Annotated in this window: 13 protein-coding genes and 4 tRNA genes; 8 read left to right on the top strand and 9 right to left on the bottom strand. The window is 40.1% G+C overall.

Annotated elements, in window-relative coordinates; all coding sequences use genetic code 11:
- The first annotated feature begins 2 nt into the window (after positions 1 to 2).
- From EGS71_RS11245 to EGS71_RS11235, 3 genes are all read left to right on the top strand, one after another.
- Complete coding sequence (locus EGS71_RS11245) at positions 3 to 1,220, top strand: efflux RND transporter periplasmic adaptor subunit (RefSeq protein ID WP_001275651.1); 1,218 nt, start codon at positions 3 to 5, stop codon at positions 1,218 to 1,220.
- Entirely contained in the window at positions 1,210 to 4,368 is a 3,159-nt protein-coding gene (locus EGS71_RS11240) for an efflux RND transporter permease subunit (RefSeq protein WP_000353996.1), read from the top strand. The genes EGS71_RS11245 and EGS71_RS11240 overlap by 11 nt, the downstream gene beginning before the upstream one ends.
- A gap of 132 nt (positions 4,369 to 4,500) precedes the next feature.
- Positions 4,501 to 5,457, top strand: a complete 957-nt coding sequence (locus EGS71_RS11235) for a cation diffusion facilitator family transporter (protein ID WP_000508761.1) — start codon at positions 4,501 to 4,503, stop codon at positions 5,455 to 5,457.
- Between the two features lie 18 nt (positions 5,458 to 5,475).
- Here EGS71_RS11235 and EGS71_RS11230 read toward each other — a convergent pair whose 3' ends face one another.
- Positions 5,476 to 5,814, bottom strand: coding sequence for a hypothetical protein (locus tag EGS71_RS11230; protein WP_001200011.1), 339 nt, complete (start codon positions 5,812 to 5,814; stop codon positions 5,476 to 5,478).
- Between the two features lie 273 nt (positions 5,815 to 6,087).
- Here EGS71_RS11230 and EGS71_RS11225 point away from each other — a divergent pair, with 273 nt between their 5' ends.
- Positions 6,088 to 7,035, top strand: a complete 948-nt coding sequence (locus EGS71_RS11225; RefSeq protein WP_000529525.1) for a hypothetical protein — start codon at positions 6,088 to 6,090, stop codon at positions 7,033 to 7,035.
- Between the two features lie 92 nt (positions 7,036 to 7,127).
- Here EGS71_RS11225 and EGS71_RS11220 read toward each other — a convergent pair.
- From EGS71_RS11220 to EGS71_RS11185, 8 genes are all read right to left on the bottom strand, one after another.
- Positions 7,128 to 7,203 (bottom strand) — tRNA-Glu (locus EGS71_RS11220).
- Positions 7,204 to 7,231: 28 nt separating this feature from the next.
- A tRNA-Glu gene (locus EGS71_RS11215) sits at positions 7,232 to 7,307 on the bottom strand.
- Positions 7,308 to 7,441: 134 nt separating this feature from the next.
- A complete protein-coding gene (locus EGS71_RS11210) occupies positions 7,442 to 8,326 on the bottom strand; it encodes a hypothetical protein (protein WP_004644145.1) in 885 nt (294 codons plus the stop codon).
- A 119-nt stretch (positions 8,327 to 8,445) separates the two neighbouring features.
- Positions 8,446 to 9,864, bottom strand: a complete 1,419-nt coding sequence (locus EGS71_RS11205) for an amino acid permease (protein WP_062937436.1) — start codon at positions 9,862 to 9,864, stop codon at positions 8,446 to 8,448.
- Positions 9,865 to 9,995: 131 nt separating this feature from the next.
- A tRNA-Glu gene (locus tag EGS71_RS11200) sits at positions 9,996 to 10,071 on the bottom strand.
- A 25-nt stretch (positions 10,072 to 10,096) separates the two neighbouring features.
- Positions 10,097 to 10,172 (bottom strand) — tRNA-Ala (locus EGS71_RS11195).
- 57 nt (positions 10,173 to 10,229) lie between these two features.
- Positions 10,230 to 11,738: a glutamate--tRNA ligase gene (gltX, locus tag EGS71_RS11190; RefSeq protein ID WP_000868422.1), complete on the bottom strand. Its 1,509-nt coding sequence runs from the start codon at positions 11,736 to 11,738 to the stop codon at positions 10,230 to 10,232.
- 116 nt (positions 11,739 to 11,854) lie between these two features.
- The gene (locus EGS71_RS11185) at positions 11,855 to 12,154 is read right to left on the bottom strand and encodes a hypothetical protein (RefSeq protein WP_000690905.1); all 300 of its coding nucleotides are present in this window, start codon (positions 12,152 to 12,154) and stop codon (positions 11,855 to 11,857) included.
- A 396-nt stretch (positions 12,155 to 12,550) separates the two neighbouring features.
- On the opposite strand from EGS71_RS11185, the gene EGS71_RS11180 reads away from it, so the two are divergent.
- The 4 genes from EGS71_RS11180 to ftsI all read left to right on the top strand — a co-directional run bounded on the left by EGS71_RS11180 (position 12,551) and on the right by ftsI (position 16,874).
- Positions 12,551 to 13,552: a sulfate ABC transporter substrate-binding protein gene (locus EGS71_RS11180; RefSeq protein ID WP_001981590.1), complete on the top strand. Its 1,002-nt coding sequence runs from the start codon at positions 12,551 to 12,553 to the stop codon at positions 13,550 to 13,552.
- Between the two features lie 222 nt (positions 13,553 to 13,774).
- Entirely contained in the window at positions 13,775 to 14,698 is a 924-nt protein-coding gene (rsmH, locus tag EGS71_RS11175) for a 16S rRNA (cytosine(1402)-N(4))-methyltransferase RsmH (protein ID WP_000018346.1), read from the top strand.
- Entirely contained in the window at positions 14,698 to 15,030 is a 333-nt protein-coding gene (gene ftsL, locus EGS71_RS11170) for a cell division protein FtsL (RefSeq protein ID WP_000842465.1), read from the top strand. The genes rsmH and ftsL overlap by 1 nt, the downstream gene beginning before the upstream one ends.
- 11 nt (positions 15,031 to 15,041) lie before the next feature.
- Positions 15,042 to 16,874: a penicillin-binding protein PBP3 gene (gene ftsI / locus EGS71_RS11165; RefSeq protein WP_000227936.1), complete on the top strand. Its 1,833-nt coding sequence runs from the start codon at positions 15,042 to 15,044 to the stop codon at positions 16,872 to 16,874.
- Positions 16,875 to 16,877 lie beyond the last annotated feature (3 nt).

The raw sequence follows: 16,877 nt of genomic DNA, 5'->3' as shown, positions 1-16,877 counted from the left end.
TAATGTCGGCAAATTTAAAGAAAAATTCTCAATGGCTTTGGGTTGGAGTAATTGCTGCCATTACTGCAATATTAATTGGTTTACTCGTTTTAAATTCAAAAAATAAATCTAATTCTTCGGAACCATCGGAAGGCCACGGGCATGCTGAAGAAGAGGGTGAAGAACACCATGATGAGGGAGAAAAACCACTACTACTCACTGCTCAGCAAATGCAGGAACAAAATTTAAAAATTGAACAAGCTGAACTAGGTGAAGTTCCTCAACTTCAGACTTATCCAGCCAAACTAGTAGTCAATACTGACCGCCAAGCCCATGTTTCGCCAAGTTTTAGTGGTCGTGTCGAAGCGGTATATGTTGAACTAGGACAACAAGTTAAAAAAGGCCAGGCACTTGCAAGCTTATTAGTGCCAGATTTAGTCGATCAGCAAGCCAATTTGCAAATAGCCCAGTCTAATCTTGAGTTAGCACGTCAGGACTATGAGCGTGAACGTAGCTTATGGTCTCAAGGAATTTCCGCGAAACAAGATTATCAACGAGCTTATAACGCTTATCAGCAAGCACAAATTCAGGTTAAAGCAGCTCGCTCGCGCTTAAGTGCATTCGGGGCAGGTTCTGGTTCAGCGGGGCGTTATACCTTAACAGCGCCAATTGCGGGTATCGTGAGTAATAAAGATATTGTAGTGGGTGAAAACGTACAGTTAGCAGATCAGCTTTTTATTATTAATCAGCTTGATCAGTTATGGCTGGAATTCATTTTACCAAGCAATGCAAATATCAATGTACAGCCAAATCAACAGATTGAATTTAAATCTTTACAAACTGGGAATACATTTTCTGCTCAGGTTCAAAGTTTAACAACAGAGGCAGATGCTCAGACTGGACGCTTACAAGTGCGTGCCAAGGTTTTGGCAAATAGCAGTGAGCTGCGTCCAAACTTGATGGTTAACGTTGAGCTAAATGCAGGATCAACACAAAAAGTGACTCGTGTAAAAGCGCAAGCAGTTCAACAAGTTGAAGGTAAAGACGTTATCTTTACACCAAAAATAGTCAAAACAGGTTTTGAGTTTGAACCTGTGACTGTACAGCTAGGCCAACGTTCTAAAGATGGTCAATGGGTTGAAGTTGTAAAAGGAATTAATCCAAGCCAACGCTATATTGCAGAAGGCAGCTTCTTACTGAAGTCCGAATTGGAAAAAGGAGAGGCTGAGCATGGACATTAATAAGCCTGAGCTGCCCAAGCCAGAAGGACTGTTTGACAGAGTTATTCAGTTTGCTATTCAAAATGCTATTTGGGTCATGCTATTTGTTCTGGCGTGGATTGGTGTTGGCATTTGGAGTTATCAAAAACTCCCTATTGATGCCGTTCCAGATATTACCAATACCCAAGTCCAGATTAATACTCAAGCCAATGGGTATACCGCTTTAGAAGTTGAACAGCGGATTACCTATCCTATTGAAAATGCGATGGCTGGAATTCCTAATCTGGAACAAACCCGCTCTATTTCACGTTATGGGCTTTCCCAAGTCACCATCATTTTTAAAGATGGAACCGATATTTATTGGGCAAGACAACTGATTAACCAGCGTTTACAAGAGGCGGACGGGCAATTGCCTGAATCAGTTGATCCAGTCATGTCTCCTGTTTCTACAGGTTTAGGTGAAATTTACCAATGGGTGATAAAAGCAAAATCAAGCGCTAAGAAAGCAGATGGCACGGCCTATACAGCCATGGATTTACGTGAAATTCAGGACTGGATTGTGCGTCCTCAATTGCAGCGTGTGAAAGGTGTGGCCGAAATTAACAGTATTGGTGGCTACAATAAAACCTATATTGTGTCACCTGATTTAAAACGTTTGCAGCAGCTTCAGATTTCAATCAATGAATTTCAAACTGCTCTGCAAGAAAATAATGAAAATCGCGGTGCAGGTTTTATCGAAGAAAACGGAGAGCAACTCACCGTTCGTGTGCCGGGCATGTTAAGTAGTGTTGAAGATATTCAAAACATTACTGTAAGCACCAAAAATGGGTTACCCATTCGCGTGGCCGATGTTGCGAATGTCTCTATTGGACACGATTTAAGAACAGGGGCTGCAACTTACAACGGTGAGGAAACCGTTCTTGGCATTGCCATGATGATGATGGGAGAAAACAGTCGTACAGTTGCTCAGGCGGTTGATGCCAAAATTAAGGAAATACAATCTACCTTACCTAAAGGAGTGGAAATCGAAACGGTTTATGACCGGACGAGCTTAGTAAACAAAGCAATTGCAACGGTGCAGAAGAACCTTGTAGAAGGCGCGATTCTGGTTATTGTGATTTTGTTTATTTTTCTAGGAAATTTCCGCGCAGCTTTAATTACGGCTTGTGTTATTCCATTATCGATGTTGTTTACTCTGACGGGAATGGCTGAGCAAAACATTAGTGCCAACCTCATGAGCTTAGGAGCGCTTGATTTCGGGATTATTGTGGATGGCGCGGTAGTTATTGTAGAGAACTGTATTCGACGTCTGGCAGAAGCACAGCATGCTCTACATCGGCCTCTTACACGGTCTGAACGATTCAAAGAAGTTTTCCTTGCAGCAAAACAGGCCCGTCGCCCGCTGATTTTTGGGCAAATGATTATTTTAGTGGTCTATTTACCTATTTTTGCCCTATCTGGTGTTGAAGCCAAAATGTTCCATCCAATGGCGATGACAGTGGTGATGGCATTATTGGGTGCCATGATTCTTTCTGTGACATTTGTACCTGCGGCAGTTGCTCTTTTTGTTACGGGTGAAGTGAAAGAAAAAGAAACACGTTGGATGTTCCTTTTAAAGCAGAAATACCGAGATATCCTCGATCAAGCTTATCAACTTAAGATTGTGGTTGTTAGTTTTGCATTAAGTATTTTAGTGCTTACAGGCGTGTTAGCTACCCAAATGGGCAGTGAATTTGCACCGCAACTTAGTGAAGGTGACTTTGCCTTGCAGCAAATGCGTTCACCAAGTACTGGTCTCGAGCAATCACTGCGAATGCAGGAAAATACTGAAAAGCTCATTTTGAAAAACTTTCCAGAGGTGAAAGCTGTTTTTGCCCGAACAGGAACAGCTGAGGTTGCAACTGATGTGATGCCGCCGAATATCTCTGATGCGGTCATTTTACTTAAACCCCATGATCAATGGCCAAACCCGAAAGAGACGCTAGCTGAGCTACGTTCACGTATGGAAGCTTTCTTAGCGACATTACCGGGTAATAACAGTGAGTTCTCTCAACCGATTGAGCTACGCTTTAATGAGCTAATTTCAGGGATTCGTAGTGATATTGGCGTCAAGATTTTTGGCGACGATATGCAAGTACTCAATGAGCAGGCACAGGCACTCGCTCAGAAAGTGCAAAAAATTTCAGGCGCTACCGCGGTTAAGGTAGAACAAACTAGCGGTTTACCGGTGCTGAGTGTAGAAATTAATCGTCCTCTGGCCGCGCAATACGGATTATCTGCCAAAGCTATTCAAGATATTGTTGCTGCAAGTGTTGGTGGACAAAATGTTGGACAGATTTTACAAGGCGATAGACGATTTGATTTTGAAATTCGCCTAGAAGACCAGCAGCGTACCATCCAAAACTTAGCTCAACTTCCGATTCAGTTGCCAAATGGTGGACTTATCCAACTTCAAGATGTAGCTAAAGTTGAACGTACCTCAGGCCTAAATCAGGTGGGACGTGAAAATGGGAAGCGCCGTGTCATTATTACTGCGAACGTAGAAGGCCGTGACTTAGGGTCATTTGTTCAAGAGTTAAGAGCAACACTCGCAAAAGAACAACTGCCAGCGGGCTATTGGTTGGAATATGGAGGTCAGTTTGAAAATCTCGCTTCAGCTGCTGCGCGAATGAAAATTGTTGTTCCATTGGCGCTTGCTATGATTTTTATTCTGCTCATGGCTGTATTCCATAATGTTAAAGAAAGTCTGTTGGTCTTTAGCGGCGTGCCGTTTGCTTTGTCAGGTGGTCTGATTGCGCTTTGGCTAAGAGATATTCCACTGTCCATGTCGGCTGGCGTTGGGTTTATTGCATTATCTGGTGTCGCTGTTTTGAATGGTTTGGTGATGCTGAGCTTTATTAAAGAGCTTAGAGAAAAATTTGATATTCAAACAGCCACTTGGAATGGGGCGATCTTACGTTTAAGACCGGTACTCATGACGGCTTGTGTTGCTTCACTTGGTTTTATTCCGATGGCTTTGGCTACGGGAACTGGTGCAGAAGTTCAGCGGCCTTTGGCAACAGTGGTTATTGGTGGCATTATTTCATCTACGATATTAACTTTGGTTTTATTACCGGTCATTTATCGATGGATGAATGAAGACAAGACGAAAAGTGTTGAGCATTCATAATGTCATCGATTTGAGATATCTTTTTTGATTACAAAATTTAAGTCGAAAAAGTGTTTGTAAGAGTTAAAGGTAAAGGTGTCTTCATCGTTACTTTTAACTCACCATAAAGATAAATAAAAAGGAGTCCGCAAAATGGGTGGACATCATGGTCATGATCATAGTCATGCTGTAGTGACTGAAGGTAATGCTAAAAAATTAACGATTGCCTTGGCGCTTACCACGACATTCTTAATTGTTGAGGTGATTGCAGGTTTAATCACACAAAGTTTGGCATTGCTCTCTGACGCTGCACATATGTTTACAGATGCAGCTGCTTTAGCAATTGCTTTGGTTGCCATACAGATTTCTAAACGTCCTGCCGATAATAAACGTACTTTCGGTTATCAGCGCTTTGAAATTCTGGCCGCTTTATTTAATGCACTTATGCTTTTTGTGGTGGCAATTTATATTTTATATGAAGCCTATATCCGCTTTTCGCAGCCACCTGAAATTCAAAGTGTAGGTATGCTCATTGTGGCGACCATTGGTTTGGTAATAAACCTCATCTCAATGAAAATTCTTATGTCGAGTGCCAATAACAGCTTAAATGTGAAAGGTGCTTATCTAGAAGTATTGAGTGATGCACTAGGCTCAGTTGGCGTTATTATTGGTGCAATTATTATTTACTTCACTAATTGGTACTGGATTGACACGCTTATTGCGGTACTGATTGGATTTTGGGTGTTGCCAAGAACATGGGTTTTACTTAAACAAAGTATTAATATTTTGCTCGAAGGTGTACCCGAAGAAGTCGATATTGAAAAGCTACGTGCAGATTTACTTTCATTAAATGGTGTGGAGAGTATTCACCAACTCAAAGTATGGGCAATTACGTCTAAAAATATCCATTTAACCGTGCACTTATTTGCGCCTGAAGCTGACCGTAATAAGCTCTATCAAGATGCAGTTGAAATGCTTTCTCATGAGCATGGTATTGGTGAAGTGACATTGCAAATTGAAGATGATGCTGAGATCAACTGTCAGCATATTGCTCAACATGCTTCACACGAGCATAACGATAATGACAAGATGCATTCACATCAGCATTAAGCTGATGTGAATATAGTTTTAAATTTCCCACTCATGATTGCAGTCACGACATTTCCAATGTTTTTGTGACTGCATAAATGCTTGCATAGACAATTTAAAATCAGGCAAATCGCGCCAGAACATGAAACCTGCACCTACAGTAACCACAAATGCAACTACTGTTGCAATTTGAAGAGAGCTGCCTGCACCATTGCCAAAAATCCACATAAAAATACTAATAACAACCAAGAGTAAAAGTACAAAAATGGCAGGAACTAAAATCACTAAGCTTTTAGGCACAACAGGTTTAGCACTATTAACACCTTGGCTCACCGGCATAATTTTAACACTTTGACATTGAGGGCAACGATATTGCATGACAGCTCCACATTAAATTTGAATCTATTCTAACGGAAATGCAAAGAAAGAAAAAAATTTGTAGCTGATAAAAAAGTTGAGGTGAATATCCGATATAAAATACTTTTTTGAAACAATGGTATATAAAAAAACGATGATTTATGCGTACACATAAAAATTAAAATAATGCTGTAGAGCATGCTAATCTAGATAAAAACCAAGTGTGTCCAACACTGGAAATGAGCTGAAATGCTCATTAATAGGATGTGAAAGAAATATAAAAAGGAGAGGGACTTGGGTCAAGAAGATGACAATAAGTCGAAGCCTACAACGACATCAACAGTTTCAGGGAATCCTGACCCTATAAAACTGTCATTCTCACGCCGTTTGCTGCATAAAACATTACAGCATGCGCAAGACGCCGTCGGGTTTGCTAGTGATACTACACGTAATCTTGCTGAAGTTGCTGATGCAGCACTAGACGCTTTAGATCAAGTGACATCTCATACAAAGCGTGGAGTGGTGGGCATGACTAATTTGGCAGCAGGGACTGTCAGAGATATGGTGTCTGAAACAAGTGAAACTGCAAGACAGGTTGCCTTAATCATGGCGCGTACTTTTCTAGGTAAAAGTACCTTGAATTTGTATTTGCCTGAAATGCTATTAAACAGTCAAATTCGTAAACGTATAGATCGTTCAGAAATTGATGATATTAAAGTTCAATGTGGCAATGATCGGTTTCAAGTTGAAATCGATGGGCACTATCACCGTTTCCTATATCGCCTAAGTTTAGATTTTCGAGTATTGGAATGCCGCATTGGACAAGAAAAGTTCTTGCGCTTACGCCAAATGGATGAAAGTCTGGATGTGCAAATACGTCATGGTGGAACATTATCGAATTGGGCTGTTCGCCGTATTGGTCGAGTAGGTTTTGAAGTGATTAATATGTTGCCTATTCCATCGCTGATTAATCATTTGATTCGTGATATTCCGGGTATTCAGCGTGATGGTCATCGCATGTGGTTCATTGACCTTGAGCAAGCAGGTTTTATTGATTTCATTAATAACCGCTCATGGATGGTAGAAAAACTTTTAAATTTAACCGACTTTAGTATTCTACCGGGACTTAATATTTTAAGAGAAAGTCGTGAGCTTGTGCAGCAACTGGTAGATCAGTTCGAAATAAAAGGGCTACGTGTTCAATCAGGCCGTTTGGAAGTTCAAGTTGGAATCGCAAATTAAATAAGTGTGACGGGAAGCTGGTTTATGATCAGCTTTTTTATTGTCTAGATAAGAAAAAAGCCACTGTCGTCATGCAGTGGCTTTTTAGAATTTGGCGTCCCTACGGGGATTCGAACCCCGGTTACCGCCGTGAAAGGGCGATGTCCTAGGCCTCTAGACGATAGGGACTTATATGAGGCATACATCTGAAAAATATTGGCGTCCCTACGGGGATTCGAACCCCGGTTACCGCCGTGAAAGGGCGATGTCCTAGGCCTCTAGACGATAGGGACGTTTCAGAGGTGGGCGTATATTAGGTCGATTTAATAAAAGTGTCAAATAGTTTTCTGAAGAAATATTAAAAAAATCAGTTAAGCGCTTAAAAATAACTCAAATTGTAGAAAATATATACGTTTATAGATATTTTTTATTGGAAAGGCTCAATAATTGTTTTTACCACAGCATGATGTTGTAAGTAGCCGACAATTTCATGAGGTTGGTTGGCAAAAGTAAAAATCTCTTGATTAATAATGGGAGGATTAAAATTAAAAGGTGCCTCACTTAATGGAAAGGCGGTTAAAAAGTCATCTTTAGAATAAAAGTTATACCAGTCGCCCTTTAAACATTTAGGACGTTCAATGGGAGTGGGGAGTTTGCTTTGTATGACGCGAAAAGAAAGAGGGGATGCTAAGGTAATAAAGCGCTGTACTGAAAACTGATAAGAAGGATCTGATAATAAATGATAGGCAATCACAGAACCCAAAGAGTGGGCGACTACAATACAATCTTCATCATCATGCATTTGTTTTAAAATTCTTTGATGAACCTCATACATAAAATCAGGATTAGATAAGTACATATAAGTTTCAATCAAGAATTGCTGAATTAAGCTTTCATGTAATTTTGGAAAATTATTTAAAAGAACCACCATTTCCTTAAGAACGCGATCTTTCACCAACTGTGAAGTTAAATATAAACGCTCTGATAAGCTTTGCGCTGGTTGATCGGGTGAAAGAGGGAGATGGGGTATAAAAGGAGTATGTTCCTTAGGTGTTGATGGTTGATGATGTAAATGGATGGGTAAATGAAAATTAAAAGTTTTTGGAAGTAAAGTATTAAGGTCAAGTTGATTGGATAATTGATACTTCGTCATTAAATCGCCATAAAATGGCATATGTATATGTAGATCTCTTAAATTAACTCTACAGTGCAATTGTTTTAAGCCCAGTTTAAATACTTTTAGCCAGTGCTCTTTTAAACGATGTGCTGTGTAATTCTGCTGATTCATCCCATGGATAAATATAATTTTCATTGTATACAAGGAATTGTTTTTTAATATAAATTTAAATCTACAACGGTAGATTATATAAAGCCAGTCTCTAAGCAAAAAAAAAGTGTAGCTTTTTGCTACACTTTTTAAATTACAAATACTTAAGCTTTATTTCGATAGAAAATAAAGTAGCTGAGATAGCACAAGGCAGTAAAAATTAAACAACCTATAAAGCCAGCACGCATTTCAGGATCTGCTGCCATACTTAAACATGTAATAAAGCAGAAAAGAAAACCTAAAATTGGAACGATAGGGAATAACGGTGCTGCATATTTTAAATCGCTAACCGAATGTCCAGAACGGTACCATTGTCGACGGAAATTGAACTGGCTTAAACAAATGCTCATCCAGACAATAACCATAGTAAAAGCTGCAACACCTAGCAAGTTTTTAAAGATGGTTTCAGGAGCAAATTGCTCTGATAATAAGCCTGGAATTGCACCGAACATCGTTACAACTAAAGCAACAATAGGTGTCCCGCTTTTTGAAAGTGTTGCAAATACACCCGGAAGGAGTTTTTGCTCCGATAAAGACCACATCTTACGTGAAGCTGCATATAGTCCCGAGTTTGCGGCTGAGAGTAGTGCAGTAATAATAACAAAACGGATGATGTCATCTGCATATGGAATACCGATGTAATTAAATACGGTAACGAAAGGACTATTACTTACGTTGTCACCACCTAAACCAGCAAGTTGGAAAGGAAGTAATGCACTAATTACAATAATAGTGCCCACAAAGAAAATCAGAAGACGCCAGATTGCAGCATTAATCGCTTTAGGGACATTCTGAGCAGGATCTTTAGTTTCGCCAGCAGCTACACCAATTAACTCTGTTCCAGAGAAAGCAAAATTAACAATGAGCATAGTGGTGAAAATAGGAAGAAAACCGTGTGGGAACCAACCTTGGGCGGTTAAATTACTAAACAATGGAGCAGTTTGAGCGCCGTGGAAAGGAATTAAACCAAAAATTGCTAATAATCCAAGCACAATAAAAGCAATAACGGTAATGACCTTAACTAGCGCTAGCCAGAACTCTGACTCGGCAAATACTCGGGTTGAACTGATATTTAACCCGAAAATAGTTACTGCAAAAATAAGTGTCCAGATCCACATTGAAATTTGTGGAAACCATTCCTGCATAAGTAGAGCAGCGGCGGTAAACTCGGTTCCTAGCGTTGCTGTCCATGTTAGCCAGTACATCCATGAAATCATGTAACCTGTACTTGGACTAATGTACTTTCGAGCGTATGCGCCGAAAGAACCCGAAACAGGCATATGTACAGCCAGCTCGCCTAAACAGAGCATGACCATGTAAGCAATTGCACCCCCAAGAATATAGGCAATAATTGCGCCAATAGGTCCAGTTTGTGAAATGACTTCCCCTGAACCCAAAAATAAACCAGTACCGATTGCTCCACCTAGCGATAACATGACAAGGTGGCGGGTACTCATGGCTCTTTTTAAAGGTGCAGTACTGTTCTGATGCTGAGCATCTAGTTGTTTGTCAGATGGCTGCATATTACACATTGAGAGAATTTGAGAAAGACGCTATTTTAGATAAAATAGACAAATGTGCAATCAAGAAGCAGTCAAAGAATAGACAGGAAGGTGACGATAGAGTCTTTAAAAGGAATTTTTAAAATAGAAAATGGCGTCCCTACGGGGATTCGAACCCCGGTTACCGCCGTGAAAGGGCGATGTCCTAGGCCTCTAGACGATAGGGACTTGATGAGGCAAACACAAAGGAGCTTGGTGGAGCCAAGCGGGATCGAACCGCTGACCTCTACAATGCCATTGTAGCGCTCTACCAACTGAGCTATGACCCCAGTTTGTGTGAGCGCAATATTAGGGTGAATGCGCTCACACGTCAATAAAAAAATGAATTAAGCTTCGCTAGTTGCTTCATTTTTCGGCAATTTTAAACTTTCATTAAGCTTTTCCCAGTTTTTTACCTCTTTTTTACTCGGTGCACCCACAATTTCTAGCGCATGACGTAAGCGAGCAAAAGTTAAGTCAGGGCCAAGTGTAACCATCGACTGCATAACTGGTGTTGAACTGGTTGAGCCAGCAATTGCAATAAAGAACGTTGGCATGAAGTCACGTAATTTAATGCCCATCTGATTTGCCAAATCCATTAAAGTTTGACTAACTGTGTCGTTATTCCAAGTAAACTGACTTTCAAGACGCCAAATTGCGAATTGTAAACTTTGACGAACTTGCTCTTGAGTCAATTTTTTACTTTCAAACATTTCAGCCGTAATTTGTGGCATATGGTTAAAGTAGAAACCAGCCCAATTTACAGCTTCAGAAAGTAAATTAATACGTGGTTGAATAGCGGCAGCAATGTCTTCTAAGGTGCTGCGATCACTTTTCCATGTCAATAAACGGTCTAATAGTTGTCCTGGGGTTAACCCTTTAATCCATTGACCATTTAACCAATTGAGTTTTTCAACGTCAAAAATTGGTCCACCTAGTGATACGCGTTGAATATCAAAGTTATCCATCATGTCTTGTAATGTGAAAACTTCTCTTTCATCCGGCATTGACCAACCCATACGGCCTAAATAGTTGAGTAAGGCTTCTGGTAGAACGCCGATATCACGGTAGTAGTTAATTGAGGTCGGGTTTTTGCGTTTAGATAACTTCGATTTATCCGGATTACGAAGCAACGGCATATGGCAAAGCGTTGGCATTTCCCAACCAAAGTATTGGTAAAGCAACTGATGCTTCGGCGCAGATGGAAGCCATTCTTCACCACGTAATACATGGGTGATTTCCATTAAATGGTCATCAACAACGTTAGCTAAATGGTAGGTTGGTAAACCATCTGTTTTAAGAAGTACTTGCATGTCGACTTGTGCCCAAGGAATTTCAACTTCCCCACGGAGTAAGTCGTTAAATTTACACACGCCTTCTTCAGGCACTTTCATACGGATAACATGAGGTTCACCCGCTTCAAGACGTCGAGCTACTTCTTCTTGAGACAGCTTTAAACCACGACCATCGTATTTTGGTGTTTCGCCACGAGCTTGCTGCTCGGCACGCATTTGGTCAAGTTCTTCTGCTGTAGCAAAACAATAAAAAGCATGACCTTTTTCAACAAGTTCTAACGCGTATTGCTTATAAATTCCCATGCGCTCTGATTGGCGGTAAGGAGCGTGAGGACCACCTACATCCGGACCTTCAGACCAATTTAAGCCTAACCAGCGTAGAGAGTCTAAAATCATTTTTTCAGATTCTGGCGTAGAGCGAAGCTGGTCTGTATCTTCAATTCTTAAAATGAATTCCCCGCCATGCTGTTTCGCAAAACACATATTGAATAGGGCGATGTAGGCAGTACCAACATGTGGGAAACCGGTAGGAGAAGGTGCAATACGAGTACGAACTTTCATAGTTAATGGGTCAAAATAAAAATTGAAACTATTATAACGAAAAAGCCCAGTATTCTGACGTTTTATTTAACGACAGTCTGGGCTGAAATTGAAACGATGAGGGGTCGTTTCAAATATTAAGAAGTGTGTGGCTGGAAGATTGCCTGAACAAAACGTGAAAAACGTTCATGCTGTGCTGCAAGAAAGTTTTGAGTTGGTGTAACACGGATAGTATTAAGTACTTTTAACTCATCATCTGTTGATGGAAGTACAATAGTGTTACGTTTTTGCTGATCTAAAGCTTTTTCAATAAGTGAAGACTGTTTATCTGAAAGACTTTTACTTGGTGTATCTTTCAGTACAGCTGCTGTAGACAGTTGCGATGCAAAACTAAGCACCAAACCCAAGCTTAAAGCTTTTCCATAATGAATTTTCATTTTCTGTTCATCCCCTCAGTACATTTCGTCTATTTTTTGAGTTTAACCAAATGTAAAATTACGGTAACGCTACGATTCAAACATAAATTTTAATAAAAAAGTAGAACTATGTCACACTTTTTACAAAAAATACCTTTATTTTACGCTGGTACCTTTAAATGTAGCCTATGTGTATCCATTACGTCTCATTATTTAACAAATTAATGTGTAGATAAAGTGAAGACTATAAATAAACTATAAGAATAATTACAAAACTTTTCAAAAAGGAGAAGGAAAAATTAGAGTTAACTATATCTTTTAAAGTGATTAGTAAAACATTTATTTATATAACTATTTGATTGAAAACTAAAAAAATAAAAATATAGTAGACGTTAAAAGTAAAAGTGGTTTTTATAAATGAAAAGAATAGCAATAATTGCAGTCGCTACATATATGGGGTTGGCAGTAAGTGCTGTGCAGGCGGCGACTACATTTTTAAATGTTTCTTATGACCCAACTCGAGAGTTTTATCAGGAATATAATCAGGCATTTGGAAAGTTCTGGAAACAACGTACCGGACAGGACGTGGATTTTAAACAATCCCATGGAGGCTCAGGTAAACAGGCTCGCGCTGTAGCAACTGGTCTTGAGGCAGATGTGGTGACCTTAGCCTTAGCCAATGATATTGATGAAATTGTAAAAGCAGGCTTTATCCAGCCAAACTGGCAAAAAGAATTCCCTAATAATTCTGCACCGTATACCTCTACAGTGGTGTTTTTAGTAAGAAAAGGCAATCCGAAAAATATTCGTGACTGGAATGATTTAACTAAACCTGGTGTCGAAATTATTACGCCTAATCCAAAAACGGGTGGGGCGCCGCGTTGGATTTATCTTTCTGCATGGGGATATGCTTTAAAGCAGCCGGGTGGAAATGATGCTAAAGCCAAAGAGCTGGTTAAAAAACTTTATCACAACGTTAAGGTGTTAGATTCGGGAGCGCGAGGCTCGCTTACTACATTTGCTGAGCGTGGAATTGGAGATGTTCTACTTTCTTGGGAGAATGAAGCACTATTGGCAACGAAAGGTCTCGATAAAGATAAATATGAAATTGTTTACCCATCAATTTCAATTTTGGCAGAACCATCTGTTGCCATTGTTGACAAAACAGTCGACAAAGACGGTAACCGTACTTTGGCAAAAGGTTATCTCAACTTTTTATACTCACCTTTAGGTCAAGAGTTGGCTGCTAAACACTATTTCCGTCCTCGCAATCCTCAAGTTGCTGCTAAATATGCAGCACAATTCCCAAAAATTAAATTATTTACGATCAATGATGTTTTTGGCGGTTGGGCAAAAGCTCAGAAAACCCATTTTGCCAATGGAGCCATCTTTGATCAGATTTATGATGGAAAGCAGTAGATAAAATTTTGGTAGAGTAGAAGTTTAAAAATTAGTTTACTTTTTTATAGTGAAGCAAGTGAGCCTGAAAAGGTGAGCTTGCTTTTTTGTTTTGCTTAAAAAATGAAAAGAAAACGGTTTTCTCTATGAAAAATTAATATTTTCCTACAAAAAGCCGTTTGGTGTTAGCCATAAACAAGGTGATAATGTGCAGTTACATTTTTACGCTATGATTTAACTCCTATGTCGCATATTTCTGTCTTACTTTTTGAGACCGTTGAAAGCTTATTGGCAGATCGCACAACTGGGGTGTATATCGATGCAACCTTTGGACGAGGTGGGCATACGCGCTTGTTATTGTCGAAACTCGATGAAAACGCCCGAGTATATGCTTTTGATAAAGACCCTCAAGCTCTGGAAGTTGCGGCTGCTTTAGCACAAGAAGATCCAAGATTTACGATTATTCATGCAAGTTTTGCTGATATTAAGGAAAAAATGCAGGAAATTGGGGTGCAAAGTGTCGATGGAATTATGGCAGACTTAGGTGTGTCCTCTCCTCAACTCGACCAGGCTGAACGCGGCTTTAGCTTTATGCAAGATGGCCCGTTAGATATGCGCATGGATAACTCTAAAGGATTGACTGCTGCCGAATGGTTACTTGAGGTAGAAGAGGAAGATTTGGCAAATATCATTTATCAATATGGTGAAGAACGATATAGTCGCCGTATTGCTAGAGCAATTAAACAGGCCGGAAAATTGGATACTACGGCGCAATTGGCTGAAATAGTAAAAACAGCCCATCCAAAATGGGAAAAGCATAAACATCCGGCGACACGTACGTTTCAGGCAATCCGTATTGCTATTAACAAAGAACTAGATGATATTGAAGTATTTTTACCGCAAGCTGTAGACTTACTTAAACCAAAAGGGCGTTTGTCTGTGATCAGCTTCCATTCGCTTGAAGATCGGTTGATCAAACAGTTTATTCAAAAAGAATCAACTCTAGCAGAAGATTCTGGTTGGGGGATGCCTCAACAGCAGGTTGATACGAGAAGATTAAAGAAAATTTCACGGGTTCGTGCGAGTGAAGAAGAAGTAAAAGCGAATCCACGTTCACGTAGTGCATGGCTTCGGGTTGCTGAACGCTTGGAACAAAAAGGCGCGTAATGAAAAGCAGTGATGAAATCGAAACCACAGAAAATAAAGTGGTCAAAAAAGTTGTGGTATATGCAGTCATGGTGGCATTGGTTTTTATCAGTGCCATGATGGTGGTATTTCAAGTATTTGAATACCGTCATGATTATAGAGAGTTAAGCTCTTATATGCGTGAACGTGATGACCTCAATGCTGAATGGGGGCGTTTATTGATTGAGCAACAAACATTTGGTGCGACTGCTCAAATTGGTACACGTGCTGTGACACAATTACGAATGTTTTCGCCACCTGCTGCAGAAACGGTGGTAATTTCTTTACCGATGACCTCAGAGCAAAATAAGTAAGGCCTTGCTGTATGGTAGATAAGCGAACAAAGCAAACACGAAAAAAACAGCAGTCTATTTCGGAAAAACCAAGTCTTGCCTTTGATATGTGGCGGTTTTATCTGCTCTGGGCGGTAGTGCTACTGTGTTTTGTGGTATTAATTGCACGTGCATTTTATGTTCAAGTCATTAATAAAGACTTTTTGCAAAATAAGGCCAATGCCAATATTTTGCGTACTGAACGTATAGAGGCTATGCGTGGAGTGATTAGTGATCGCCACGGTGTACCTTTAGCGATTAGTAGTCCAATCATGAAAATTGTGATTGATCCGCGTGATTATTTTGAGACCAAGCATTTATATGATCAAATTACGGCTGAACTAAAACAAGATCCAAACAACCGTAAATTAAAACGCCAATTGCCAGATAAAAATTTAAATCTTGATGAACTTGCCGACGTGGTGGGTGTTGATCGTGCTGATCTTAAAAAACAGATGAATGCGCGTCCGCGTTCTCGCTATCTGGTTTTGAAAAAAGAAGTACCTCCTCAGCAAGCTGACCTCATTATGAAAGGTAATTTCCAAGGGGTGTATGCAGAAAAAACTTATAAACGTTATTACCCGCAACCTCAGCCAAATGCCCAAATTATTGGTTTGACCAATAGTGAAGGTCAAGGTATCGAAGGCTTGGAAATGCAGTTGAATAAGCAACTGTCAGGTGTAGACGGTGAGCAAAAAATTATTCGCGATAAGCGTGGTAACCGTTTAAAAGTTTCTGAGGTAATTCGTGAGGGTGAACCTGGTGAAAATATCACTTTAAGTATCGACTCACGTTTGCAGTACATTATGTACCGTGAATTAACGGCTGCAGGTGTGGCTAACAATGCGCGTTCAGCAACGGCGATTGCAGTTGATGTTAAAACGGGTGAAATTCTGGCAATGACCAGTTGGCCATCTTATAACCCGAATGATAAGAATGGCTTATCAAATAAAGATGCTATGCGTAACCGTGGTGCGATCGATATGTTCGAGCCAGGTTCAACCATGAAACCTTTTACTATTTCTGCAGCTTTAGAAACTGGTCAATATACGCCAAATACGATTGTAAATACCTCTCCTGGCTCAATGCGTTTAGGCTGGCATACTATTCGTGATACCCATAACTATGGGGCTTTGACCGTAAGTGGTGTCATTATTAAGTCTTCAAACGTGGGTTCTGCAAAAATTGCATTATCACTTCCGAAAGAAACCTTGCCGAGCTTCTTTAATCGTGTTGGTTTTGGTAAGCGTTCTGCAGTAAGGTTCCCTGGGGAAAGTTCAGGTCTGGTTTTACCTGTTAATAAATTAAACTCTTCTCAAATCGGGACCATGGCATATGGTTATGGCTTAAACGCGACAATCCTTCAATTGGCTCAAGGTTATGCCATGCTTGCAAATCATGGTGTCAAAATGCCATTAAGCTTGCATAAACTAGATCAGCCACCTAAAGGTGAGCAAGTTTTAAATCCGAAAATTGCCGATCAAGTTTTGTTAATGCTTGAACAAGTGACTATGCCGGGTGGTACTGCAAAACAAGCCAATATTCCTGGTTATAGGGTAGGTGGTAAAACAGGTACCGCACATAAATTGCGTGCAGATGGTAAAGGGTATTCAAATAATGAGTATCGTGCCTTATTTGCGGGTGTCGCTCCAATTAGTGATCCACGTTTAGCCGTTATTGTAGTGGTGGAAAACCCACAAGGTCGTTATTACGGTGGTTTGGTTGCCGCTCCAGTTTTTGCTCGTATTATGCAAGAGTCGTTGCGCTTAATGAATGTGCCGCTTGATAAGCCACTTAATACTCCAGAAAATCCTATTCGCAGGTAAGCT

The organism is Acinetobacter sp. FDAARGOS_559, assembly GCF_003940475.1.
GTDB lineage: Bacteria > Pseudomonadota > Gammaproteobacteria > Pseudomonadales > Moraxellaceae > Acinetobacter > Acinetobacter baumannii.
This window is presented reverse-complemented; position numbering and strand designations above follow the sequence as displayed.

Excerpts from the sequence above, each read along its gene's own strand:
- EGS71_RS11245 (WP_001275651.1), top strand. The coding sequence starts at position 3 with ATGTCGGCAAATTTAAAGAAAAATTCTCAATGGCTTTGGGTTGGAGTA.
- EGS71_RS11240 (WP_000353996.1), top strand. The coding sequence starts at position 1,210 with ATGGACATTAATAAGCCTGAGCTGCCCAAGCCAGAAGGACTGTTTGAC.
- EGS71_RS11235 (WP_000508761.1), top strand. The coding sequence starts at position 4,501 with ATGGGTGGACATCATGGTCATGATCATAGTCATGCTGTAGTGACTGAA.
- EGS71_RS11230 (WP_001200011.1), bottom strand. The coding sequence starts at position 5,814 with ATGCAATATCGTTGCCCTCAATGTCAAAGTGTTAAAATTATGCCGGTG.
- EGS71_RS11210 (WP_004644145.1), bottom strand. The coding sequence starts at position 8,326 with ATGAAAATTATATTTATCCATGGGATGAATCAGCAGAATTACACAGCA.
- EGS71_RS11205 (WP_062937436.1), bottom strand. The coding sequence starts at position 9,864 with ATGCAGCCATCTGACAAACAACTAGATGCTCAGCATCAGAACAGTACT.
- gltX (WP_000868422.1), bottom strand. The coding sequence starts at position 11,738 with ATGAAAGTTCGTACTCGTATTGCACCTTCTCCTACCGGTTTCCCACAT.
- EGS71_RS11185 (WP_000690905.1), bottom strand. The coding sequence starts at position 12,154 with ATGAAAATTCATTATGGAAAAGCTTTAAGCTTGGGTTTGGTGCTTAGT.
- EGS71_RS11180 (WP_001981590.1), top strand. The coding sequence starts at position 12,551 with ATGAAAAGAATAGCAATAATTGCAGTCGCTACATATATGGGGTTGGCA.
- rsmH (WP_000018346.1), top strand. The coding sequence starts at position 13,775 with ATGTCGCATATTTCTGTCTTACTTTTTGAGACCGTTGAAAGCTTATTG.
- ftsL (WP_000842465.1), top strand. The coding sequence starts at position 14,698 with ATGAAAAGCAGTGATGAAATCGAAACCACAGAAAATAAAGTGGTCAAA.
- ftsI (WP_000227936.1), top strand. The coding sequence starts at position 15,042 with ATGGTAGATAAGCGAACAAAGCAAACACGAAAAAAACAGCAGTCTATT.